This window comes from Halomonas sp. MCCC 1A11062 (assembly GCF_021404355.1).
GTDB lineage: Bacteria > Pseudomonadota > Gammaproteobacteria > Pseudomonadales > Halomonadaceae > Halomonas > Halomonas aerodenitrificans.
The window spans coordinates 53,274-75,196 of record NZ_JABFTW010000021.1 but is presented as its reverse complement, the minus strand read 5'-3'; the positions used below and the strand labels follow the sequence as shown (position 1 = coordinate 75,196).

The following is a 21,923-nucleotide window of genomic DNA, read 5'->3' as shown; positions in this document are numbered from 1 at the left end:
TGTTCGGCTAACGGTTCCCGCTATCAGGGTCCGTAGGGGACTTTCACCCCCAAGTCATTCCGAGGCACCACCCTCGGAAACAGCGCCCGTCGGGCGCTGCGCGCCATGCCTGGCGCACCAATGAAACGGGGCGCCTCGATGAGGCGCCCCGTTTGGTCAGCTGCGATGAAGCCAGGCTTACCAGCCAGTGACGTCCTTCAGCGCGTCACCGATCTGGGCCAGGGAGCGAACGGTACGCACGCCGGCATCTTCCAGCGCGGCGAACTTCTCGTCAGCGGTACCCTTGCCACCGGAGATGATCGCACCGGCGTGGCCCATACGCTTGCCCGGAGGCGCGGTGACACCGGCGATGTAGGACACCACCGGCTTGGTCACGTTGGCCTTGATGTAGGCAGCGGCCTCTTCCTCGGCGGTACCGCCGATCTCGCCGATCATGACGATGGCCTCGGTCTTCGGGTCCTTCTCGAACATCGCCAGGATGTCGATGAAGTTGGAGCCCGGGATCGGGTCGCCGCCGATGCCCACACAGGTGGACTGACCGAAGCCGTGGTCGGTGGTCTGCTTGACCGCTTCGTAGGTCAGGGTGCCGGAACGCGACACGATGCCGACCTTGCCCGGCTTGTGGATGTGGCCCGGCATGATGCCGATCTTGCTCTCGCCGGGAGTGATCACACCCGGGCAGTTCGGGCCGATCAGGCGCACGCCCAGCTCGTCGCACTTGACCTTGACGTCGAGCATGTCGAGTGTGGGGATGCCTTCGGTGATGCACACGATCAGCTTGATGCCGGCATTGGCGGCTTCGAGGATCGAGTCCTTGCAGAAGGCGGCCGGTACGTAGATCACGCTGGCCTCGGCGCCGGTCTTCTCGACCGCTTCCTTGACGGTGTTGAACACCGGCAGGCCCAGGTGCTCCTGGCCGCCCTTGCCCGGGGTGACGCCGCCGACCATCTTGGTACCGTAGGCAATCGCCTGCTCGGAATGGAAGGTCCCCTGCCCGCCGGTGAAGCCCTGGCAGATGACCTTGGTGTTCTTGTCGATCAGGATGCTCATTACTTGCCCTCCGCTGCCTTGACAACCTGCTGAGCCGCATCGGTCAGGCTCGTGGCAGCGATGATGTTCAGACCACTGGAGGCCAGCTTCTCGGCACCCAGCTCGGCGTTGTTACCTTCGAGACGCACCACCACCGGTACGTTGACGCCGACCTGCTCGACGGCACCGATAATGCCCTCGGCAATCATGTCGCAGCGCACGATGCCGCCGAAGATGTTGACCAGCACGGCCTTGACGGAGTCGTCGGAGAGGATCAGCTTGAAGGCCTCCGCAACGCGCTCCTTGGTCGCACCGCCGCCCACGTCGAGGAAGTTGGCAGGCTGGCCGCCATGGAGCTTGATGATGTCCATGGTGCCCATGGCCAGTCCGGCACCATTGACCATACAGCCGATGTTGCCTTCCAGGGCCACGTAGTTGAGTTCCCAGGCAGCTGCCTCGGCCTCACGCTCGTCTTCCTGAGAGGGATCGCGCATCGCCTGCAGGTCCGGATGCCGATACAGGGAGTTGCTGTCCAGGTTGATCTTGGCGTCGAGGCAGTGCAGGTTGCCTTCCTCGGTGATCACCAGCGGGTTGATCTCGAGCAGCGCCAGATCCTTCTCGTGGAACAGACGCGACAGGCCCAGGAAGATCTTGGTGAACTGCTTGACCTGGTCGCCTTTCAGGCCCAGGGCAAAAGCCAGCTCGCGCGCCTGATACGGCTGCGCACCGACCAGCGGGTCGATCTCGGCCTTGAGAATCTTCTCGGGGGTTTCCTCGGCGACCTTCTCGATCTCGACGCCACCTTCGGTGGAAGCCATGAACACCACGCGACGAGTGGTGCGGTCGACCACAGCGCCCAGGTAGAGCTCGTTGGCGATGTCAGTGCAGTTCTCCACCAGGATCTTGGCGACCGGCTGACCGTTCGCGTCGGTCTGGTAGGTCACCAGGTTCTTGCCCAGCCAGTGCTCGGCGAAGGCCTTGGCCTCTTCCGGGCTCTTGATCAGCTTGACACCGCCGGCCTTGCCGCGGCCACCGGCGTGGACCTGGGCCTTGACGACCCACATGTCACCACCGATCTTCCTGCAGGCTTCCGCCGCTTCCTCGGGGGTATCGACTGCGAAGCCCTTGGATACCGGCAGACCATAATCGGCAAACAGCTGCTTGCCTTGATACTCGTGAAGGTTCATCGATTCATGCCATTGGTTGCATGTGACTCGAACGGCAACCGCGAAACACCGCCTGCGACGGTCGATGCCGGGTTACCCCCGTCCGCGCCCGATACATGGCCGGGCGCGACGCGCCATCCCCATGGATGGCGCTCGTTGTTACGTCTACTGCGTACTGCCTGTTCGCCCGACTAGCGCTTCTTGCGGTTGGCCATGTGGATGGCGTGACCGTCCACTGCCAGCGCCGCCTCGTGAATCGCCTCGGAGGTGCTTGGGTGAGCGTAGCAGGTCAGCGCCAGATCCTCGGCGCTGGAGCCGAATTCCATGGCGATCACGCCTTGGGCAATCAGCTCACCGGCATGCTGGCTGACGATGTGCATGCCCAGGATACGATCGGTCTCGGCATCGGCAATGATCTTGGCCATGCCTTCCGGCGCGTTGTTGGCAAGCGCCCGACCGTTGGCCGAGAACGGGAAGGAGCCCGTCTTGACTGCAATGCCCTTGGCCTTGGCTTCCTGCTCGTTCAAGCCGACCCAGGCCACTTCCGGCGAGGTGTAGATCACGCTGGGAATGGCGTCGTAGTTCATCTCCGCCTTGTGCCCGGCGATGATGTCGGCCACCATCACGCCCTCTTCCGAAGCCTTGTGGGCCAGCATCGGACCGCGCACGCAGTCACCGATGGCATAGATGCCGGGCACGCTGGTGCGGCACTGGTCGTCGACGTGAATGAAACCGCGCTCGTCGAGGCCTACGCCGACGTTCTCGTCGACCACGCCCTTGGTGTAGGGGCGACGACCGACGCAGACGATCAGCTTGTCGAAGGTCTGCTCCTGCTCACCCTTGCCGTCGCTGTACTTGACCGTAACCTCGTTGCCCTTGACCTCGGAGCCGGTAACGCGTGCGCCGAGCTTGATGTCCAGGCCCTGCTTCTTGAGCAGCTTCTGGGTCTCCTTGGCGATGGCGGTATCGACCATCGGCAGGAAGGTGTCCATGGCTTCGAGCACGGTCACCTCGGCGCCCAGACGGCTCCATACGCTGCCCAGTTCGAGGCCGATGACGCCGGCGCCGATCACGCCCAGGCGCCCCGGCACCTCGGTGAACTCCAGCGCACCGGTGGAAGTGACGACGATGTCCTCGTGCAGCGGGGTCGGCGGGATTTCCACCGGTACCGAACCCGCGGCGATGACGATGTTGTCGGCTTCATAGGTGGTCTTGCCACCGTCGTGGTCGGTGACTTCGACCTGCTTGGTGCCGGTCACCTTGCCGGTGCCGTCGATGGCGGTGACGCCGTTGGCCTTGAACAGGGCGCTGATGCCACCCACGTTCTTGGCGATGACGGAGTTCTTGAACTCCAGCATCTTGGCCACGTTGGCCTTGGGCGGTTCCAGATCGATGCCGATCTCGGCGAAGTGATCGCGTGCTTCGACGAACTTGTGGGATGTCTCGAGCAGCGCCTTGGAGGGAATGCAGCCCACGTTGAGGCAGGTACCGCCGTGAACGGTCTTGCCTTCCTTGTTGACCCATTTCTCGACGCAGGCAGTCTTCAGCCCCAGTTGGGCGGCACGGATGGCGGCCACGTAGCCCCCGGGGCCCGCACCGATGACGATCACATCAAATTTGTCGGCCATGTGGTTCTTCCTGTTGATCGGTTCGCGTTTGAGTCCGTTGATTCGGCGCCGTCAGATATCCAGCAGCAGGCGCGCCGGATCCTCGAGCAGCTCCTTGATGGTCACCAGGAACTGCACCGCATCCTTGCCGTCGATCATACGGTGGTCGTATGACAGGGCCAGGTACATCATTGGGCGGATCTCGACCTTGCCGTTGACGGCCATGGGGCGCTCCTGGATCTTGTGCATGCCCAGGATGGCGGTCTGCGGCGGGTTGAGGATCGGGGTCGACATCAGCGAGCCGAAGATGCCGCCGTTGGTGATGGTGAAGGTGCCGCCCTGCATCTCCTCGATGCCGAGCTTGCCGTCACGCGCCCGCTTGCCGAAGTCGACGATGCCCTTCTCGACGTCGGCGATCTTCATGCTGTCGGTATCGCGCAGCACCGGCACCACCAGGCCGCGGTCGGTGGAGACCGCCACGCCGATGTCCTGATAGCCGTGGTAGACGATGTCGGTGCCGTCGATGGAGGCGTTGACGTCAGGGAAGCGCTTGAGCGCCTCGGAAGCCGCCTTGACGAAGAAGCCCATGAAGCCGAGCTTGACGTCGTGTGCCTTCAGGAAAGTGTCCTTGTACTGCGCACGCAGATCCATCACCGCGCCCATGTCCACCTCGTTGTAGGTGGTGAGCATGGCGGCGGTCTGCTGAGCCTGGACCAGACGCTTGGCGATGGTCTGACGCAGACGGCTCATCGGCACGCGCTTCTCGGGACGCTCACCCTCGAAGGCCGGTGCGGCGGCAGCCTGCTTGGGTGCGGCAGCGGGAGCGGCGCTCTTCTTGGCCGTGCCGGCCTGAACGGCGCGCTGCACGTCTTCCTTGAGGATGCGACCGCCCTTGCCGGTGCCTTCGATCTTGCTCACGTCGAGGTCGTGCTCGGCAACCATCTTGCGTGCCGCCGGGGCCAGGATCTTGTCGCCGATCCGCTCGTCGCCCGAGCCGTCATCGGCGGAAGCGGCCGGCGTGACATCTGCGGCCGTCTCGGCACCGCCCGCACCCTCGGTGAAGATGGCCAGCACCGCCTCGGAGGCGACCTGACTGCCCTCTTCCGCCTTGATCTCGGCCAGGGCGCCGTCTGCCGGTGCGACTACCTCGAGCACCACCTTGTCGGTCTCGATGTCGGCCAGCACTTCATCGCGCTTGACCGCCTCGCCCACCTTCTTGTGCCAGGTGGCCACGGTGCCTTCCTGGATCGACTCGGGGAAGGTCGGTGCCTTCACCTCGTGAGACTTGCCGCCGGCGGCCGGCGCCGCCTTGGCCTCGCTCTGCGGCGCGGCCTTGGCGTCGGCCTTCTCGCCCTTCTTCTCGGCGCCCTTGGCGCCGCCAGCACCGATCTTGCCCAGCACCTGCTCGGACTGCACGGTATCGCCCTCTTCCACCAGCACCTCGGAGAGGGTGCCGGCTTCCGGTGCCACCACTTCGAGCACCACCTTGTCGGTTTCGATCTCGACGATCAGCTCATCGCGCTCGACGCTGTCCCCCGCCTTCTTGTGCCAGGCAGCCACGCTGCCTTCGGCAACGGATTCCGGAAAGGTGGGCGCTTTGATATCGGTAGCCATGTCGTTTCCCTTGTATGTTCTCTACGTCCCGGTGGATTCGCTCAGACGTTGAAGGCGTCTTCCACCAACTGGCGCTGCTGTTCGGTATGCACGGACATGTAGCCCGCCGCGGGTGCCGCCGATGCCGGACGCCCGGCGAACTTGAGTTCACCGCCGAGGCCGTTCTTGAGCATGTCGGCCACCGCCCGCATGTGGTGCTGGCTGGGATACCAGGCGCCCTGATTGAGCGGCTCTTCCTGACACCACACCACGGTATCGAGATTGACGTAGGCCTTCAGCGCCTCGAAGAGCTCCTCCTTGGGGAAGGGGTAGAGCTGCTCGATACGCACGATGGCGGTGTCGTCGCGGCCGTTCTCTTCGCGCCATGCCGCCAGGTCGTAGTAGACCTTGCCGGCACACATGATGACGCGAGTCACCTTCTGGGCCTCGAGGTTGCCCTGATCCGGCAGCACCATCTGGAAGTGGCCGTTGGCCAGGTCGTCGAGGCTGGAGATCGCCTCCTTGTGACGCAGCAGGCTCTTGGGCGACATCACCACCAGCGGCTTGCGCAGCGGACGGATCACCTGACGACGCAGCAGGTGGAAGATCTGCGCCGGCGTGGTGGGCACGCACACCTGCATGTTGTGCTCGGCACACAGCTGCAGGAAGCGCTCCAGGCGCGCCGAGGAGTGTTCCGGCCCCTGCCCTTCGTAGCCGTGAGGCAGCAGCATGGTCAGGCCGCACAGCCGTCCCCACTTGGTCTCGCCGGAGGAGATGAACTGGTCCACCACCACCTGAGCACCGTTGAAGAAGTCGCCGAACTGCGCTTCCCAGATCACCAGGTCGTTGGGCGCCGTCGTGGCATAGCCATACTCGAACGCCAGCACCGCCTCCTCGGAGAGGAAGGAGTCGTGGATGGTGAAGCGCGGCTGGCCGTCGGCCAGATGCTGCAGCGGCACGTAGGTGCTGCCGTCCTTCTGGTTGTGCACCACCGCATGGCGGTGGGAGAAGGTACCGCGGCCCACGTCCTGGCCGGTGATACGCACCGGATGCCCTTCGTCGAGCAGGGTGGCGTAGGCCAGGGTTTCGGCGAAGCCCCAGTTCAGCGCCAGACCGCCGGCCTGCATCTTGCGGCGGTCCTCGTAGATCTTGGCTACCTGGCGCTGCACTTCGACGCCGTCGGGAATCTCGCACATGCGCGCGGCCAGCCGCTGCAGGCGCTTCATCTCGACGCTGGTGTCGGCGTAGCCGCTCCACTCGTGACCGAGATAGGGCTTCCAGTCGACGAACAGCGTGGTGTTGGGCTCCTGGACCAGGGCGTTGGCGACGTGGTTGCCCGCCATCAGATCTTCGCGATAGGTCTCGGTCATCGCCTGGGCGTCTTCCTCGCTGAGCACGCCCTGCTCCACCAGGCGCTGCGCGTAAAGCGTGCGCGAGGAGGGATGATCCTTGATCTTCTGGTACATCAGCGGCTGGGTGCCGGAGGGCTCGTCGGCCTCGTTGTGGCCGCGGCGGCGATAGCAGACCAGATCGATGACCACGTCCTTGCGGAACTGCTGACGGTAGTCGAGTGCCACCTGGGTGGCATGCAGTACCGCGTCCGGGTCGTCGCCGTTGACGTGGAAGATCGGCGCCTGAACCATCTTGGCGATGTCGGTGCAGTACTCGGTGGAGCGAGTGTCCTGCGGGTGCGAGGTGGTGAAGCCGACCTGGTTGTTGATGACGATGTGCAGCGTGCCACCGGTCTTGTAGGCGCGGGTCTGAGACATCTGGAATGTCTCCATCACCACACCCTGGCCGGCGAAGGCGGCGTCGCCATGCACGTTGATCGGCAGGACCTTGGTGCCTTCGTAGTCGTCACGGCGGTCCTGACGGGCACGCACCGAACCTTCCACCACCGGCGACACGATCTCCAGGTGCGAGGGGTTGAAGGCCAGCGCCAGATGCACCTCGCCACCCGGCGTCATCACGTTGGAGCTGAAGCCCTGGTGATACTTGACGTCGCCCGAGCCGCGCTCGATCAGCTTCTTGCCGTCGAACTCGTCGATCAGCTCTGAGGGGTTCTTGCCGAGAATGTTGACCAGCAGGTTGAGGCGGCCGCGGTGGGCCATGCCGATGACCATCTCCTTGATCCCGTAGCCACCACCGCGCTGGATCAGCTCGTCCATCATCGGGATGAATGCCTCACCGCCCTCGAGACCGAAGCGCTTGGTGCCGGGATACTTGGAGGCCAGGTAGTTCTCCAGGCCCTCCGCGGCGGTCAAGCGCTCCAGCAGATGCTTGCGCACGTCGTCGCTGTACTTGGGTGCCGAGCGAACCGACTCGAAGCGCTGCTGCAGCCAGCGCTTCTCCTCGGTATCGACGATATGCATGATCTCGCAGCCGATGGAGCGACAGTAGGTGTGCTCCAGCGCCTCGACGATCTCACGCAGCGGTGCCTTGTCCATCCCCAGAAAGAAAGAGCCGGTCTGGAACTCGGTGTCCAGATCGGCCGGAGATAGCTGGTGGAAGGAGAGGTCGAGGTCGGGAACGGGCGCCTGACTGCGCAGCTTGAGCGGGTCGATATCGGCTTTCTGATGTCCCCGGAAGCGGTAGGCGTTGATCAGCTGCAACACCTTGACCTGCTTCTTGTTTTCGCCGCTGTCGGCAGCGGCCGTCGTGGTCCGGCGGGCGCGGGCCAGCTGCTGGAACTGGTCACGTACCGGACTTAGAGGGACGTCATGGGTGGCGCTGCCATCGACGCTCGGCAGCTGATCGAAGTAGGTTCGCCACTCGTCGGGCACGGAACCTGGGTCGGCGAGGTATTGCTCGTAGAGCGCTTCCACATAGTGAACGTTGCTGCCGCTCACGTGGGAGCTGTTCCACATCAACTCCATTATGCCTTGTTGCATCTCTCGGTCACCCTACACTGATGGGGTGTTGTCGGCGCCGTCACGGGCCAGCCGCGGCGGCTTGGCTGGTGCCCTGCCGGTGGGGCGTCTCTCTTCCGGCGGATCCAGCCGCGAGGCCGGAAACCTTGAAATTCATGCTCAAGAGCCGGTACCTGTGGCACCGGCTCTGTCGCTACTGTGCGAACCGACCGCGACACAAGGTCGCGGCCAAACTGCGGCCGCTATGATAGCAAGCCACGCGCCACGATTTAAGTGGCATTCGCAAGCAACATGTCACGGATCTTGCCGATGGCCCGAGTGGGATTGAGCCCCTTGGGACATACCGCGACACAGTTCATGATGCCGCGGCAGCGGAACACGCTGAACGGATCTTCGAGTTCCGACAGGCGTTCGCGAGTCGCGGTATCGCGCGAGTCAGCCAGGAAACGGTAGGACTGCAGCAGACCGGCCGGACCGACGAACTTGTCCGGGTTCCACCAGAACGAGGGACAGGAGGTCGAGCAGCAGGCGCACAGGATGCACTCATAGAGCCCGTCGAGCTTGTCGCGATCCTCCGGCGACTGCAGGCGCTCGATGGCCGGCGCCGGGGTGTCGTTCTGCAGGTACGGCTGGATGCGCTCGTACTGCTTGTAGAACAGCCCCATGTCGACCACCAGGTCGCGCACCACCGGCAGGCCCGGCAGCGGACGCAGCACCAGCTTGTTGTCCTTGACCACGTCGGACAGCGAGGTGATGCAGGCCAGACCGTTCTTGCCGTTCATGTTCATGCCGTCGGAGCCGCACACGCCCTCGCGGCAGCTGCGACGGAAAGCCAGGGTGGTGTCCTCGGCCTTGAGCATTTCCAGCACGTTCAGCACCATCAGGTCACGGCCCTGAGTGTCGAGCTGGTACTCCTGCATGTAGGGCGCGGAGTCGGTTTCCGGGTTGTAGCGGTAAATGGATACCTGAAGCATCTCGTGACTCCCCCTTAATATGTACGGACTTTCGGCTCGAAGGTGTCGACGGTCTTCGGCTTGAAGTTGACGTCACGCTTGCCGACCCGCTTCTCGGCCGGGAAGTACATGGAGTGCTTCAGCCAGTTGGCGTCGTCGCGATCCGGATAGTCGTAGCGCGAGTGGGCGCCGCGGCTCTCCTTACGCTCCAGGGCCGCGATGGCGGTGGCTTCGGCCACTTCCATCAGGTTGTCGAGCTCGAGCGCCTCGACGCGGGCGGTGTTGAAGGCGCCGGACTTGTCGACCAGATGCGCTTCGCCGATACGGCCGCGCAGATCGGCCAGCTTCTTGACTCCTTCCTGCATGTGATCTTCCTGACGGAACACACCGAAGGAGTTCTGCATGATGCTCTGCAGCTCGGTCTTGAGAGCTGCCACGGATTCGCCGCCGCTGGATTCGTTCCAGCGGGTCATGCGCTTCATGGCCGCCTCGATGTCGGACTCGGAAGCGTCGAGGTAATCGATACCCTCGTTGAGCGCGCTCTCGATGAACATGCCGGCCGCACGACCGAACACTACCAGGTCGAGCAGCGAGTTGCCGCCCAGGCGGTTGGCGCCGTGCACCGATACACAGGCCGCTTCGCCACAGGCAAACAGGCCATTGACGATGCGGTCGTTGCCGTCGGCGTCCTGCATGATCGCCTGACCGTGCACGTTGGTCGGAATCCCGCCCATCATGTAGTGGCAGGTCGGCACCACCGGGATCGGCGCCTTGACCGGATCGGCATGGGCGAAGATCTTGGACAGCTCACTGATACCGGGCAGGCGCTTGTTGAGCACCTCTTCGCCCAGGTGATCGAGCTTGAGGTAGACGTGGTCGCCCTGCTCGCCGCAGCCGCGGCCCTCGAGGATCTCCATGACCATGGAGCGTGCCACCACGTCACGACCGGCCAGATCCTTGGCGTTGGGGGCATAACGCTCCATGAAGCGCTCGCCATCCTTGTTGACCAGATAGCCACCCTCACCGCGGCAGCCCTCGGTGACCAGCACGCCGGCACCGTAGATACCGGTGGGGTGGAACTGCCACATCTCCATGTCCTGCATCGGGAAGCCGGCGCGCAGCGCCATGCCGATGCCGTCGCCGGTGTTGATCAGGGCGTTGGTGGTGGAAGCATAGATGCGACCGGCACCGCCGGTAGCCATGACGGTGGCCTTGGACTTGACGTGCACCACTTCGCCGGTCTCGATGCACATGGCGATGCAGCCCACCACGTCACCGTTGGCGTTCTTGACCAGATCGACCGCGAACCACTCGTTGAGGAAGGTGGTGTTGTTTTTCAGGTTGTTCTGATAAAGGGTGTGCAGCAGCGCGTGGCCGGTACGGTCGGCCGCCGCGCAGGTGCGCGCCGCCTGGCCGCCTTCACCGAAGTTCTTTGACTGACCGCCGAACGGACGCTGATAGATACGGCCGTTGTCGAAACGCGAGAACGGCAGGCCCATGTGCTCGAGTTCGAAGACCGCCTTGGGCCCCTCGGAGCACATGTACTCAGCGGCGTCCTGGTCGGTGATGTAGTCGCCGCCCTTGACGGTGTCGTACATGTGCCAGCGCCAATCGTCGTTGGGGTCGGCCGAGGCGATGGCGCAGGTGATGCCGCCCTGGGCGGACACGGTGTGCGAGCGGGTCGGGAAGACCTTGGACAGCACGGCGGTCTGCTTGCCGGACTTGGCCAGCTCGAGCGCCGCGCGCAAGCCGGAGCCGCCACCGCCGATGATGATGGCGTCGAAGGACAAGGTACGCATGTTAGACATGAATCAGGCTCCCCACAGAACGGTAATGCCCCAGACCAGGAACACGAACACGGCCAGGATGATGACAACCTGGGCGCCGAGGCGAACGGGCGTGGACTTGAGGTAATCGGTGGTCACGGTCCACAGCCCCACCCAGGCGTGCGCGGCAAGCGAGATAAAGGCCAGCAGGGAGAAGATCCGCATCCAGGTCTGGGCAAACAGATTGCTCCAGGTAACGTAATCGAGTCCGGGGTTGAACAGCAGATACGCGACGATGAAAACCGTGTAGAGCGCCAGAATGACGGCCGAGACCCGCTGGATCAGCCAGTCGGACAGGCCGCTGCGACCCAGATTGGTGATATTGGTTACCATACCCAGACTCCCGCCAGAATGATCAGGACGGCACTGATGACCACGGTGGCCTGTGCCTTCTTCACGCCCCCCTCGAGGGTCACGCCATATCCAGCATCCATCAGCATGTGCTTGATGCCGGCAACGAAGTGAAAGGCCAGGGCTGACAGCAGCCCCCAGGCGATCAGCTTGGCCAGGATGTTGTTGGCCAGGGTGTCGCGCACGGCGAGGAAGCCTTCCGGAGACGACAGCGACTTGTCGAGGGCCCAGAACGCGAAGATGAGGCCAACGAACAGGATTACGCCGGTGATGCGGTGGGCGATCGACGTCAAGGCGGGAAGTGGGAACTGTATCGTGGTGAGGTCTAGGTTGACGGGTCGTTTGCTATTCACGGCTCTATACACACTCTCTTGGCTCGCTCTTCAACCGATGGGACCAGGCTCGAGCGGGCGGTGGTTTGAGGTAGGGGGCTCGCCGCTGCCGGGACGGGCATGACAACGAGTACCTGCCAGTCGCGCGGTGTGGATTATAGGGACATGAACCCCTAGTGACAAATACCCACCGCGCTAACTCGACCATGGTTCAAGCTCGCCATGCCTGGGATGGCAAGCAGACAGGCTCGTCGCGCCGCAACCGGCGGCCCATGGGCGCTCTCGTGGTGCAAAGCACCATTTTCTATACAACAGCTATCTAACAAAAAGTTCCATGCACAACTATGCGGTCACTTTGGCCCAATTGACAATCCCGGGAACGCTTCTATAGTGGGCTGACCTTTTTCGCGGGCCACGGCTCCAACAGGGTTTGCGAAATAACGAGTTAACGTTCCATAGCGACTTCGAGAGGAGGCCAGAATGGCTGACAGGAAAGCGACACTGACGGTAGACGGCCTGGAAAAAGCGATCGAGCTGCCCGTCTACTCAGGAACCCTGGGCCCTGACGTGGTCGATGTTCGCGGTCTGGGCGCCGAAGGCCTGTTCACCTACGATCCAGGCTTCATGGCAACCTCCTCGTGCCAGTCGGCCATCACCTATATCGATGGCGCCAAGGGCGTTCTTCTGCATCGCGGCTATCCGATCGACCAGTTGGCCAAGGAGTCCAACTTCGTCGAGGTGTGCTACGCGCTGCTGTTCGGTGAGCTGCCGACCGCCGAGCAGTACGCCGACTTCGAGTCGCGGGTGCGCAACCACACCATGGTCCACGATCAGATCAACAACTTCTTCAAGGGCTTCCGCCGCGACGCTCACCCGATGTCGATCCTGTGCGGCGTGGTCGGCGGTCTTGCCGCTTTCTACCACGACCACCTGGACATTACCGTCGAGGAAGACCGCGTCATCAGCGCGATCCGTCTGATTGCCAAGATGCCGACCATTGCGGCCATGTCCTACAAGTATAACGTCGGCCAGCCGTTCAACTACCCGCGCAATGACCTGAGCTATGCAGAGAACTTCCTCTACATGATGTTCAGCAACCCGTGCGAGGAGTACAAGGTCAACCCGGTCTACGCCAAGGCCATGGACCGCATCTTCATGCTGCATGCCGACCACGAGCAGAACGCCTCCACCTCCACGGTGCGCCTGGCAGGCTCCACCGGCGCCAACCCGTTCGCCTGCATCAGCGCCGGCATCGCCGCACTGTGGGGCCCGGCTCACGGCGGTGCCAACGAGGCGGTGCTGAAGATGCTCGACGAGATCGGCGACGACTCCGAAGAGAACATACAGCGCTTCATCGACAAGGCCAAGGACAAGGACGACCCGTTCAAGCTGATGGGCTTCGGTCACCGCGTGTACCGCAACTTCGACCCGCGCGCCAAGGTCATGAAGGAGACCTGCGACGAGGTGCTGGCCGAACTCGGCATCGACGACCCGCAGCTAAAGATCGCCAAGCGCCTGGAGCAGATCGCCCTCGAGGACGAGTACTTCGTCGAGCGCAAGCTCTACCCCAACGTCGACTTCTACTCCGGCATCATTCTCAAGGCCATGGGCATCCCGACCAACATGTTCACGGTGATCTTCGCCGTGTCACGCACCATCGGCTGGATCTCCCACTGGCACGAGATGCTGTCCAACGACTACAAGATCGGTCGTCCACGTCAGCTCTACACCGGCCACCCGCAGCGCGACTATCCTGCCAAGTAAGTCGGCAGGACGCGGCCTGCGCCGCAATGCACTGGAAAGCCGCCTTCGGGCGGCTTTCTGCGTCTCGCGCTTCATACGCAGCCACGCGTGCCACGCTGGGCTCCAGGCTGCCACCAAGAAAAGAGGGAACAGCACATGCAAGAGCAGATTTCCACCGTCGCCTTCATCGGCCTGGGCGTGATGGGCTATCCCATGGCCGGCCACCTGGCCCGCGCGGGGCTCACCGTGCGCGTCTACAACCGCAGCGTGGACAAGGCCAAGGCCTGGGCCGAGCAGTTCGGCGGCAGCTACCACGCCACGCCCGCGGAAGCCGCCCAGGGAGCCGACCTGGTGCTGGTCTGCGTCGGCAATGACGACGACGTCAGACAGGTCACCACCGGCGAACAGGGAGCACTTTCCGGCATGTGCGCAGGCAGCCTTCTGGTCGACCACACCACGGCCTCTGCCGATCTCGCCCAGGAACTCGACGCCGCCTGCCGCACAAGCGACATAGGCTTCATCGACGCCCCGGTCTCAGGTGGCCAACAAGGCGCCGAGAACGGCGCATTGACCGTCATGTGCGGCGGTAGCGAAGCGGATTTCGTTCGCGCCGAGACCACCCTCGCCCACTACGCCAGGGCCGTCACCTTGATGGGGCCGGCCGGCAGCGGTCAGCTGACCAAGATGGTCAACCAGATCTGCATTGCCGGATTGGTGCAGGGGCTTGCCGAGGGATTGCACTTCGCCGAGCGGGCCGGTCTCGATCAGCAGCGCGTGATTGACGTCATCTCCAAGGGTGCCGCCGGCTCCTGGCAGATGGAGAACCGCCACAAGACCATGATCGCCGATGAGTACGAGCACGGCTTCGCCGTCGACTGGATGCGCAAGGATCTGGGGATCTGCCTCGAGCAAGCGCGCCGATTGCAGGCCCGCCTACCGGTCACCGCACTCGTGGATCAGTTCTATGGCGACGTTCAGGTAATGGGCGGCGGACGCTGGGACACCTCTTCGCTGCTGCGAAGACTGCGCGGACATGACGACTGATTCACCTCACGCAACCTAACACGCTTGGAGGCGTCGCCTACCCGCGACACCTCTAAGTGAAAAGCATCAGAAAAGGACTAACCTTCTCTTGACAGCCGTCACTTTTCACGGAGCGAATCCAGCCTTTGGCAAGGGCGGCACGTTTTCCACACATTCTGTGGATAACCCTGTTCACAACCTCAAGAAAACACCATCAAATCGGCATGAGAAGGGGCTTGCAGTTAGATTGGCTATTTTTTGATCAATCATAACCTATTGAAATCATTGATTTTTTGCAGCCGCACACTTCCCAATGGACAATCTGGAGATTTACGCACAGGCGCACGCACCGCACACTGTGCAAGTGGACAAGTCAAGCCGGAAAAGCTGGAAAAACGGCAACTTCAATGGGTTTTTCACGCATAGCGACCCGCCCAGATGAGAACCTATCCCAGGCGTGAACGGGCGAGACTTATTGAGGGCAAAGCGATGTAGACCAGGGTCCACAAGAGAGAAGTGGCGTCCCATAGGGGGTTCGAACCCCTGTTCCCGCCGTGAAAGGGCGGTGTCCTGGACCACTAGACGAATGGGACGCAATGTCGTTCAAATATCGGCACAAGGCGTTTGGTGGAGCCTAGCGGGATCGAACCGCTGACCTCGACACTGCCAGTGTCGCGCTCTCCCAGCTGAGCTAAGGCCCCACAAGTGCCGTGAAGACGGGGCGTATAGTACTGATCCACCCCGTCTTCGTCAAGAAGAAATGGGGATTATTGCAGGTCGCGGTACTCCTTCTCGAAGCGCTTGGCCTGCTTCTTGGACACGCCCCCCAGCGCCTCGATGGCATGGCGCAGCCGAGCCCGGGTCACATCGGAACCGAGAATGGCCATGGCATCCATCACCGAGGTGCTGGCCGCAGAGCCGGTGATGGCGATGAACACCGGCGCCAGAAACTCCTTCATCTTCAGTCCGAAGTAACCGGCCAGCAGCTTGACCTCGGCGAGCAGCGCCTCCTTGTGCCAGGCCGGCACCGCCTCGAAGCGCCACACGAGGAACTGCAGCAGCCTGACGAGCTCTTCGCGCTCCAGCTTGATGTCTTCGAAATCCTGCTCACTGACGCTCGGAACGCCGCTGAAGAAGTGGCCGGCCAATGGAGCCACCTGCGAAAGCGTCTCTACCCGGGTACGCACCTGGGGCAGGATCTGACCGACGTACTCTTCGTTGAAGGCCCACTCCATGAGCGCCTTGAGAAAGGCCCTGTCGTCGAGATCCTCGCGAATGTAGAGCCCATTGAGCCAAGTGAGCTTTTCCAGGTCGAATACCGGCCCACCGAGCGACACGCGCTGGATGTCGAAGTGCGCCATCATCTCGTCGAGCGAGAACTTCTCCCGCTCGTCCGGCATCGACCAGCCCATGCGGCCCAGGTAGTTGATCACCGCCTGGGGCAGGAAGCCCATACGCTTGTAGTAGTTGATGGAGGTGGGATTCTTGCGCTTGGAGAGCTTCGACTTGTCGGGATTGCGCAACAGCGGCATGTGACACAGCACCGGCATTTCCCACCCGAAGTACTCATACAGCAGTTGATGCTTGGGCGCCGAATTGATCCACTCCTCGCCGCGCAGCACGTGGGTAATGCCCATCAAGTGGTCGTCCACTACGTTGGCCAGGTGGTAGGTGGGCATGCCATCCGACTTCAACAGCACCTGAGCGTCGACCTGCGCCCAATCGACCTCGATGGTGCCACGCAACATGTCATCAATGACACAGGTACCGCTGCTCGGCACCTTCATGCGCACCACGTAGGGCCACCCTTCCCGCTCGCGACGCGCCACCTCTTCCTCCGGCAGCGCCAGGTCAGTGGGCTTCAGCGCGAGATGCAGGCCACTTGCCTTACGCGCCTCTCTCAGCTCATCCAGCTCTTCACTGGTGCGGTAGCACTTGAAGGCATGCCCGGCCTCGATCAACTGGCGCGCATGCTCGGCATAGATATCGCCCCGCTCGCTCTGGCGATACGGACCATGCGGCCCGCCCACGTCGGGACCCTCGTCCCACTCGAGCCCCAGCCAGCGCAGGGAATCGAGGATCATCTGCTCGGACTCGAGCGTGGAGCGCACCCGGTCCGTATCCTCGATGCGCAGGATGAACTGCCCACCGTGCTGCCTCGCAAAGCAGAGGTTGAACAGCGCGATGTAAGCAGTGCCTACGTGGGGATCGCCAGTGGGTGACGGCGCAATACGAGTACGTACGGTCATGTCGTCCTTATCCAGTCGGGAAAACTCATGGCGGCATTATACGCACCTGGCACGACGGGGGCAGCCGCACCGGCCGCCTTGCTTCCGCCAAGCACGCCAGTCACCCCAGGCATGTTTATTGCCGTTGCCGCTCGCGGCACGGCCAGGGATGGTGTGTAAAACGTTGAACTGCCAAATTTGCACACTTAACATGGATCATTGACAATCACTTTCCTTTGGTTCTTCTGTCTTCAGGTTGATGCAATGGACTCACTGGGTAATAGAATCAAGCAATTAAGATTGCAGGCAAATCTCAACAAGGCTGCACTTGCCAGAAAGGTCGGCGTATCGGATGTCACGATCTCGTACTGGGAGTCGGGCGCGATCAAGCAGATCGGTCATGAGCGGCTGGTAGCACTGGCAGATGCTCTAGGCTGTACACTGGGGCAACTGCTCGAAGGTGAAACGCAGCTCCTGACCACCCCGCTTTACCTTCGCGGCCAGCCACCAGCGCCCTGGCAAGCTACCAACTCGAATCGTATTGCGTTATCCCGGGAGATCTTGAATAGTGTCAGCTGGGACGGTGAGTGCTATCTCGTCACCCCCGCACCAGGGGAGCGTTTCGATTATCTGGAGAATGGCGACCTCGCTGCTTTCGGCCCCACGGAAAGCTGCGACCGGCCGGGACACTATCTGATCGAAGGTGCCGGCGGCTTGTATATCGGCCAGTTGGAACTCAGTGAAAACGGCGAGCCAGTGTGCCGTAGCGAGGATGATGTCGGAGCCTTGCCGACCCCGCTGGAGGCCTCAGAGAAAATCGTGGGGCGGCTACTGGCACGCTGGCGAATGGAAGGCGCCTGAGTGGCGCCACTCTACCTTTATTCCACTTCAAGAACGTCGACCTGATCGGTAGTCCGACGAGGCTCACTGCCGATCAAATATCGCCGCGAATAGCTGGCCACCTGCCCCAGCCCATGCCGGGCGCTCCTGACCAGTTCTCCTTCCAAGTGCTCCCCTTGATCGCCGATTCGCTCGCGCACGGCAGGCGGCTGCACGCTGGCCTCCACCAGGTTGACGGTAATGAGGTAGCCGCCATCCGGCAGGCCGCTACCGGGACCGAAGGGCCCTGTGGCAAAACCACCGTTTTCGACCACGGTGCGCGATTGCCAGCGCACACCGCTCAACTCGCGCTCCACTATCACCAGCAGCCGCGTCTCGTCAGGCAGGTTGGTCTCTCCATCGATCATCAAACGACGATCGCTACGCAGGGTAGCCGAGGCGTGCATTTCGACCGCCAGCGGCTCCACTTCGACCGGTTCTTCCACCGGCTCGGTAACGTCAGTCGGCTGTTCGAGTTCGGCCTCCTCCTCCGCCGGTGTGCCATTGCCGTCGCCGCCACAACCCGCCAGCCATACCGCAGCCATCAGGCTTATACAGGATCGACGCCATGCCTTCATGCCTTTCTCCTGACCGAACATTGCCCTACTAGACTAACACTCCGGCAGCCGACAAGTCCTGCCCAGCGCGCATCCTTCGCCCGACGCGACCGAATGCCCCCTCCTTGATAGGGACAACACATGACGACATGGGCTCCCCGGGAGCAGAGACTATCTCTCTTTATCAGTGAGCAATAATTCGTAATGCCAATGCTCGTAGGGCAGGCAGGGAGTCACTTGCTCACCAAACTGCGCCAGCCTGGCAGCCACCTCTGAGCACTCTACCTGTGAAAAGAATGGACCAATGGCTCGCTCCCTCTCAGCTTGCATCAGACTGAAGTGAAACAGCGCCTGGGGCAAGACACCCGCGCCCAGACTCAGCGGTCGCTCCCCCTTCAGCCTGCCCGCTGCGTCGGCAAGAGCACTGCACAGGTTTACATGCCCGGCCGTAATGGCGCCATCAACGTCAGTTACGACATCATTGCGCCCACCCAGGTGGCAAATTTCCTTGTAAAGTTGAAGCAGCGCCAAAGCCTGCTGACGGAAATGGCCATGCCGTTCTGCATCCTCCCATGCCGCGGCGGCTTTTCTATCGGTTTTTACTTCCCGCTCCAGCTCTTTCTTTTCAACCGAAGCCTCGATACTTCGACTAAGCACAACCCAGACAGGCAAGGCCAATGCGAGAAGCAGGCAAACCACCATGGTGCGAAGAAAAGCACCTTTTCTGATTGTCTTTTCATTGCCTATAAACATTCTATCCCTCTCTCAGATTACTGAATCGCCTGAAAAACCAACAACCCACAGGTGACAATCCAGCAGCCAATATCATTGCAGAGAGCTATAGAGTGTCGGGCTTCGTGACATACCGTAAGGGTTGCAACGCGAGACACGCTCACCCAGCCGTATCAAACGTTCCGCAATCTCTACGCACTCCTCCTGAGTCAAGAAAGGCCCCATGACCTGCTCTTTTTTTTGGGAATGAAACATAAATTCATGCAGCTTCGGGTAAAAACCGCCTCCCCCACTGAGCCGATCGGCATAAGTATCGACCATGCTTGCTGCATCGGCAAAAACATTACATAGTGCTTCATAGCGCAATAAATACGAAGGGCGCAGCGAGCTCTTTCCTTCATCGCCGAAGTGCTCTGCGAGCAGGCAGTAAAACCGCTGCGCATCGAGAATACTCAAGGAACGCAAAAAAACGTCCTCATCGACTCGCAACAATTCCGCAGCTTGTGCGGAGTAGGAGCTCTTGATTTTTTCATACATGGTCATTTCGGGCTCCTGGCCGACAGCAGCACTCATACTAACTCCATGCGGCCAGAACAACATCCACGACATGAAAGATATAAAAGACACGATTGCAACAATAGGGCCATTTTCTTCAAGAAGTTTCGATCCCGCCTTCCAAATTAGCCTGATCATTTTTCTTCTCCTGCGCTCACGATTCCCTGGTGATATTTGCGTATTCTTGACAGCACCTCTTGTATATCAGACAGCCTCAACCGACATGAGCCGAACGCCGAGGATGCTCACCTCTTACCTGACTGAAAATTCCCATCCAGCCCAAGAACGCCAATGCACGGCCAACCGGACGTTCGTCTTGTTTGGCCACGCTGGCTGACGGCTGTCTACCCTGCCATCGTTGGCAGGCAAAGAAATTAACGCACGTTAAGTTTCTGCAGCTTAATTTTCATTCCGTTTCGCTTTGACCAAAAGTGTATACTATGAGTTACAGTTATCGCTCCCGCCCCACCTGATCGTCACCCTATGTCGGCAACCGCTCCGCTCGCGAGCAGCTTATGAGCAAAGAAAAACCCGGCGCTGCGCCAGGCTTCAAGCGATGTGGTTCCTCTCCAGCTCACCAAGACCTCTGTCCTGCATCCAGGGCGCCACAAGCAAGCCGCGCCAACAAATCACAAAGATGAGCCACAAAGAACGAGCCCCCAGCAATACCGATACTGGGGGCCAATATATTGCTTTATTCAAGATTTCAAGATAAATGTAGAACTCCCTGGCCTGCATGACGTCCTGTCTCGCCCGGCCATCCCTGTTCCTTTCTGTTCGGGCTTCCTGCCTCGTTATCATTAACAATAGCCAGGCTTCCGCCATGATCAAGAAGACTTGAGAAACTGAACGTTTCCTTGTGCATCAAAAGCCCGGCCATGGGCCGGGCCGTATTTACGCGTCCCTGGTGAGAGATTGCCGACACGCAAATACCTCGCAGCGACAGAGAGCCTCACTGCGCTCGATCGGCCGGTTTGCCATGCTTTCCTGCAGGACGGTACAATTTTGCTCATCCGCCAGCGGCTGACGCAGCGGCTACGAACGCTCGTTCCCTTTCAGGTGCTTGATACTGCATGTCTATGACAGGGGGCGATGCCATCCCCACCGGCCTTGGCTGCGCACCGATGCCTCACCGCCGCAAGTCCGGTCCCAGCTTATCAGCGTGGCTCGAACATGGCTCTCTTCCTGCTCATCTTTGCCGTTTGCTTGTTCATTATCGGCGGCATGGTGCTGGTGCTTCTCTTTTCACGTACGCCCCGTTACCGCACCGAGCCGGAGCAGTTGCTGGAGCTGTTCGACAAGGCGATCGCCAACCAGGTCGGTGAGACCGAGTGGAACGTCGTGATCAACTATCCGATTCGCCACGACGACTATCTCGACGGTGTGAGACGGCGCGCCCAGCATTTGATGCAGGAGCACGGTCGCCCCTGGCAAGTGGCTCAGGGCAAGCCCCTGCTCAACAAGACGGGCCAGGCAGAGCTGACGGCATTACGCAACCACCTTGATGCCCACCTGCGGCTGCGTGAAAGGCAACGCAACGAATCGTAGCGTTGACACAACATTGATGTGGTAAGCTCTGTTACGACAGCCACATGCGGGAGGCCCTCATGTCCAGCGTCATACGCCAGATTCCGCTCGATACCGCCACTCAGCACCACTCCCATGACTTTCATCAGATCGTGATCGGTCTGCAGGGCCGGGCGGAGTTCGAAATCGAGGGCCTGGGTGGCGCCATCTCTGCCCTTTCCGGCTGCATCGTGCCTGCCAACCACGTTCACTACTATGTCGGCCAGGGCCAGAACCGCCAGCTCATCCTCGACCTTCCGGCAGATGCCCCTTCGCTCACCGGCTATCATCATGAGCTGTCACGCCTGTTCGACGCACCGCGCTTCTTCGCCCTGGACAAGCCGCTCCAGCACTATCTCGACTTCCTGCTACTCGAGCAGGGCGATAGCCAGGACGGGTTGAGCTCGGCACAGAGCGACCGCCTGGCCGCGACCTTTCTCGGCTGCCTGCACGCCAGACTCGGCGGAGAAACGTCGCCACCGGCAAAACGCCGTCTGAACCTTGCCAAGCTCGACCGCTTCATCGACCGGCACCTGGCGGCACCGATCTCCGTGGCCGACCTTGCCGGGCAGGCCTGCCTCAGCGAAGCCCACTTCAGCAGCTGCTTCCGTGAGCAAACCGGCCTGTCGCCGTGGCAGTACGTACGCCGACGGCGCCTGGAGGCCGCCCGCCGGCTGCTCGAGGAGAGTCGCATGCCATTGTCACAGATTGCGGTGAGTACCGGCTTTGCCCATCAGAGTGCGCTGTCGCATGCGTTTCGCAGTGCTTTCGGCTGCCCGCCGAGCCAGATCCGGCGCGCCGTTCTGGATCGCCCCTCCCCTCTCGACATCACCAACCGACTACAACATACGACTTAAGTCTAAACTTCAATGGCACTGCGGCATTCTGCCGCGAAATTCATAAATCCTTCCCG

18 protein-coding genes and 2 tRNA genes are annotated in these 21,923 nt (G+C 61.6%); 5 read left to right on the top strand and 15 right to left on the bottom strand.

Annotated elements, in window-relative coordinates; genetic code table 11:
- Positions 1–177: 177 nt before the first annotated feature.
- The 9 genes from sucD to sdhC form a co-directional block, all read right to left on the bottom strand.
- Positions 178–1,050, bottom strand: a complete 873-nt coding sequence (sucD, locus tag HOP58_RS18475) for a succinate--CoA ligase subunit alpha (RefSeq protein ID WP_010627759.1) — start codon at positions 1,048–1,050, stop codon at positions 178–180.
- Positions 1,050–2,216: an ADP-forming succinate--CoA ligase subunit beta gene (gene sucC, locus HOP58_RS18470; protein ID WP_010627758.1), complete on the bottom strand. Its 1,167-nt coding sequence runs from the start codon at positions 2,214–2,216 to the stop codon at positions 1,050–1,052. Before sucC ends, sucD begins: the two co-directional genes overlap by 1 nt.
- 170 nt (positions 2,217–2,386) lie before the next feature.
- The gene (lpdA, locus tag HOP58_RS18465) at positions 2,387–3,823 is read right to left on the bottom strand and encodes a dihydrolipoyl dehydrogenase (protein WP_010627757.1); all 1,437 of its coding nucleotides are present in this window, start codon (positions 3,821–3,823) and stop codon (positions 2,387–2,389) included.
- Between the two features lie 51 nt (positions 3,824–3,874).
- Positions 3,875–5,416 carry a 2-oxoglutarate dehydrogenase complex dihydrolipoyllysine-residue succinyltransferase gene (gene odhB, locus HOP58_RS18460; protein ID WP_010627756.1) on the bottom strand — a complete coding sequence of 514 codons (1,542 nt, stop codon included), beginning with the start codon at positions 5,414–5,416 and terminating at the stop codon, positions 3,875–3,877.
- 41 nt (positions 5,417–5,457) lie between these two features.
- Complete coding sequence (locus tag HOP58_RS18455) at positions 5,458–8,286, bottom strand: 2-oxoglutarate dehydrogenase E1 component (RefSeq protein ID WP_234254258.1); 2,829 nt, start codon at positions 8,284–8,286, stop codon at positions 5,458–5,460.
- A 248-nt stretch (positions 8,287–8,534) separates the two neighbouring features.
- Positions 8,535–9,239, bottom strand: a complete 705-nt coding sequence (locus HOP58_RS18450) for a succinate dehydrogenase iron-sulfur subunit (protein ID WP_010627754.1) — start codon at positions 9,237–9,239, stop codon at positions 8,535–8,537.
- A 14-nt stretch (positions 9,240–9,253) separates the two neighbouring features.
- A complete protein-coding gene (gene sdhA, locus HOP58_RS18445; protein ID WP_010627753.1) occupies positions 9,254–11,026 on the bottom strand; it encodes a succinate dehydrogenase flavoprotein subunit in 1,773 nt (590 codons plus the stop codon).
- Positions 11,027–11,029: 3 nt separating this feature from the next.
- Positions 11,030–11,377, bottom strand: coding sequence for a succinate dehydrogenase, hydrophobic membrane anchor protein (sdhD, locus tag HOP58_RS18440; protein WP_010627752.1), 348 nt, complete (start codon positions 11,375–11,377; stop codon positions 11,030–11,032).
- Complete coding sequence (gene sdhC / locus HOP58_RS18435; RefSeq protein ID WP_026038040.1) at positions 11,371–11,748, bottom strand: succinate dehydrogenase, cytochrome b556 subunit; 378 nt, start codon at positions 11,746–11,748, stop codon at positions 11,371–11,373. The genes sdhD and sdhC overlap by 7 nt, the downstream gene beginning before the upstream one ends.
- A gap of 459 nt (positions 11,749–12,207) precedes the next feature.
- On the opposite strand from sdhC, the gene gltA reads away from it, so the two are divergent.
- Together gltA and HOP58_RS18425 are read left to right on the top strand one after the other, a co-directional pair.
- The gene (gene gltA, locus HOP58_RS18430) at positions 12,208–13,491 is read left to right on the top strand and encodes a citrate synthase (protein ID WP_234261136.1); all 1,284 of its coding nucleotides are present in this window, start codon (positions 12,208–12,210) and stop codon (positions 13,489–13,491) included.
- Between the two features lie 87 nt (positions 13,492–13,578).
- Positions 13,579–14,514, top strand: coding sequence for an NAD(P)-dependent oxidoreductase (locus HOP58_RS18425; protein WP_346657486.1), 936 nt, complete (start codon positions 13,579–13,581; stop codon positions 14,512–14,514).
- 496 nt (positions 14,515–15,010) lie between these two features.
- On the opposite strand, the gene HOP58_RS18420 is transcribed toward HOP58_RS18425, so the two are convergent.
- The 3 genes from HOP58_RS18420 to gltX form a co-directional block, all read right to left on the bottom strand.
- Positions 15,011–15,086, bottom strand: a tRNA-Glu gene (locus HOP58_RS18420).
- 32 nt (positions 15,087–15,118) lie between these two features.
- Positions 15,119–15,194: transfer RNA gene (locus tag HOP58_RS18415), tRNA-Ala, on the bottom strand.
- A gap of 66 nt (positions 15,195–15,260) precedes the next feature.
- The gene (gltX, locus tag HOP58_RS18410; protein ID WP_010627748.1) at positions 15,261–16,742 is read right to left on the bottom strand and encodes a glutamate--tRNA ligase; all 1,482 of its coding nucleotides are present in this window, start codon (positions 16,740–16,742) and stop codon (positions 15,261–15,263) included.
- A 243-nt stretch (positions 16,743–16,985) separates the two neighbouring features.
- Here gltX and HOP58_RS18405 point away from each other — a divergent pair, with 243 nt between their 5' ends.
- Entirely contained in the window at positions 16,986–17,582 is a 597-nt protein-coding gene (locus HOP58_RS18405; protein ID WP_234254261.1) for a helix-turn-helix transcriptional regulator, read from the top strand.
- A gap of 17 nt (positions 17,583–17,599) precedes the next feature.
- Here HOP58_RS18405 and HOP58_RS18400 read toward each other — a convergent pair whose 3' ends face one another.
- The 3 genes from HOP58_RS18400 to HOP58_RS18390 all read right to left on the bottom strand — a co-directional run bounded on the left by HOP58_RS18400 (position 17,600) and on the right by HOP58_RS18390 (position 19,582).
- Positions 17,600–18,178 (bottom strand): hypothetical protein, encoded by a 579-nt coding sequence (locus HOP58_RS18400; RefSeq protein ID WP_010627745.1) that lies wholly within the window; start codon positions 18,176–18,178, stop codon positions 17,600–17,602.
- Positions 18,179–18,328: 150 nt separating this feature from the next.
- Positions 18,329–18,910 (bottom strand): hypothetical protein, encoded by a 582-nt coding sequence (locus HOP58_RS18395; RefSeq protein ID WP_234254262.1) that lies wholly within the window; start codon positions 18,908–18,910, stop codon positions 18,329–18,331.
- A 72-nt stretch (positions 18,911–18,982) separates the two neighbouring features.
- On the bottom strand, positions 18,983–19,582 hold the full coding sequence (locus HOP58_RS18390; protein WP_234261134.1) for a hypothetical protein: 600 nt from the start codon (positions 19,580–19,582) through the stop codon (positions 18,983–18,985).
- 1,035 nt (positions 19,583–20,617) lie between these two features.
- On the opposite strand from HOP58_RS18390, the gene HOP58_RS18385 reads away from it, so the two are divergent.
- Together HOP58_RS18385 and HOP58_RS18380 are read left to right on the top strand one after the other, a co-directional pair.
- Positions 20,618–20,992 carry a hypothetical protein gene (locus HOP58_RS18385; RefSeq protein WP_010627741.1) on the top strand — a complete coding sequence of 125 codons (375 nt, stop codon included), beginning with the start codon at positions 20,618–20,620 and terminating at the stop codon, positions 20,990–20,992.
- Between the two features lie 59 nt (positions 20,993–21,051).
- The gene (locus tag HOP58_RS18380) at positions 21,052–21,867 is read left to right on the top strand and encodes an AraC family transcriptional regulator (protein WP_010627740.1); all 816 of its coding nucleotides are present in this window, start codon (positions 21,052–21,054) and stop codon (positions 21,865–21,867) included.
- Positions 21,868–21,923 lie beyond the last annotated feature (56 nt).

Coding starts and splice junctions, on each gene's coding strand:
- HOP58_RS18400 (WP_010627745.1), bottom strand. CDS start 18,178: ATGAAGGCATGGCGTCGATCCTGTATAAGCCTGATGGCTGCGGTATGG.
- HOP58_RS18380 (WP_010627740.1), top strand. CDS start 21,052: ATGTCCAGCGTCATACGCCAGATTCCGCTCGATACCGCCACTCAGCAC.
- HOP58_RS18385 (WP_010627741.1), top strand. CDS start 20,618: ATGGCTCTCTTCCTGCTCATCTTTGCCGTTTGCTTGTTCATTATCGGC.
- gltA (WP_234261136.1), top strand. CDS start 12,208: ATGGCTGACAGGAAAGCGACACTGACGGTAGACGGCCTGGAAAAAGCG.
- gltX (WP_010627748.1), bottom strand. CDS start 16,742: ATGACCGTACGTACTCGTATTGCGCCGTCACCCACTGGCGATCCCCAC.
- sucD (WP_010627759.1), bottom strand. CDS start 1,050: ATGAGCATCCTGATCGACAAGAACACCAAGGTCATCTGCCAGGGCTTC.
- HOP58_RS18405 (WP_234254261.1), top strand. CDS start 16,986: ATGGACTCACTGGGTAATAGAATCAAGCAATTAAGATTGCAGGCAAAT.
- sucC (WP_010627758.1), bottom strand. CDS start 2,216: ATGAACCTTCACGAGTATCAAGGCAAGCAGCTGTTTGCCGATTATGGT.
- HOP58_RS18395 (WP_234254262.1), bottom strand. CDS start 18,910: ATGTTTATAGGCAATGAAAAGACAATCAGAAAAGGTGCTTTTCTTCGC.
- HOP58_RS18455 (WP_234254258.1), bottom strand. CDS start 8,286: ATGCAACAAGGCATAATGGAGTTGATGTGGAACAGCTCCCACGTGAGC.
- HOP58_RS18390 (WP_234261134.1), bottom strand. CDS start 19,582: ATGATCAGGCTAATTTGGAAGGCGGGATCGAAACTTCTTGAAGAAAAT.
- sdhA (WP_010627753.1), bottom strand. CDS start 11,026: ATGTCTAACATGCGTACCTTGTCCTTCGACGCCATCATCATCGGCGGT.
- sdhD (WP_010627752.1), bottom strand. CDS start 11,377: ATGGTAACCAATATCACCAATCTGGGTCGCAGCGGCCTGTCCGACTGG.
- HOP58_RS18450 (WP_010627754.1), bottom strand. CDS start 9,239: ATGCTTCAGGTATCCATTTACCGCTACAACCCGGAAACCGACTCCGCG.
- odhB (WP_010627756.1), bottom strand. CDS start 5,416: ATGGCTACCGATATCAAAGCGCCCACCTTTCCGGAATCCGTTGCCGAA.
- lpdA (WP_010627757.1), bottom strand. CDS start 3,823: ATGGCCGACAAATTTGATGTGATCGTCATCGGTGCGGGCCCCGGGGGC.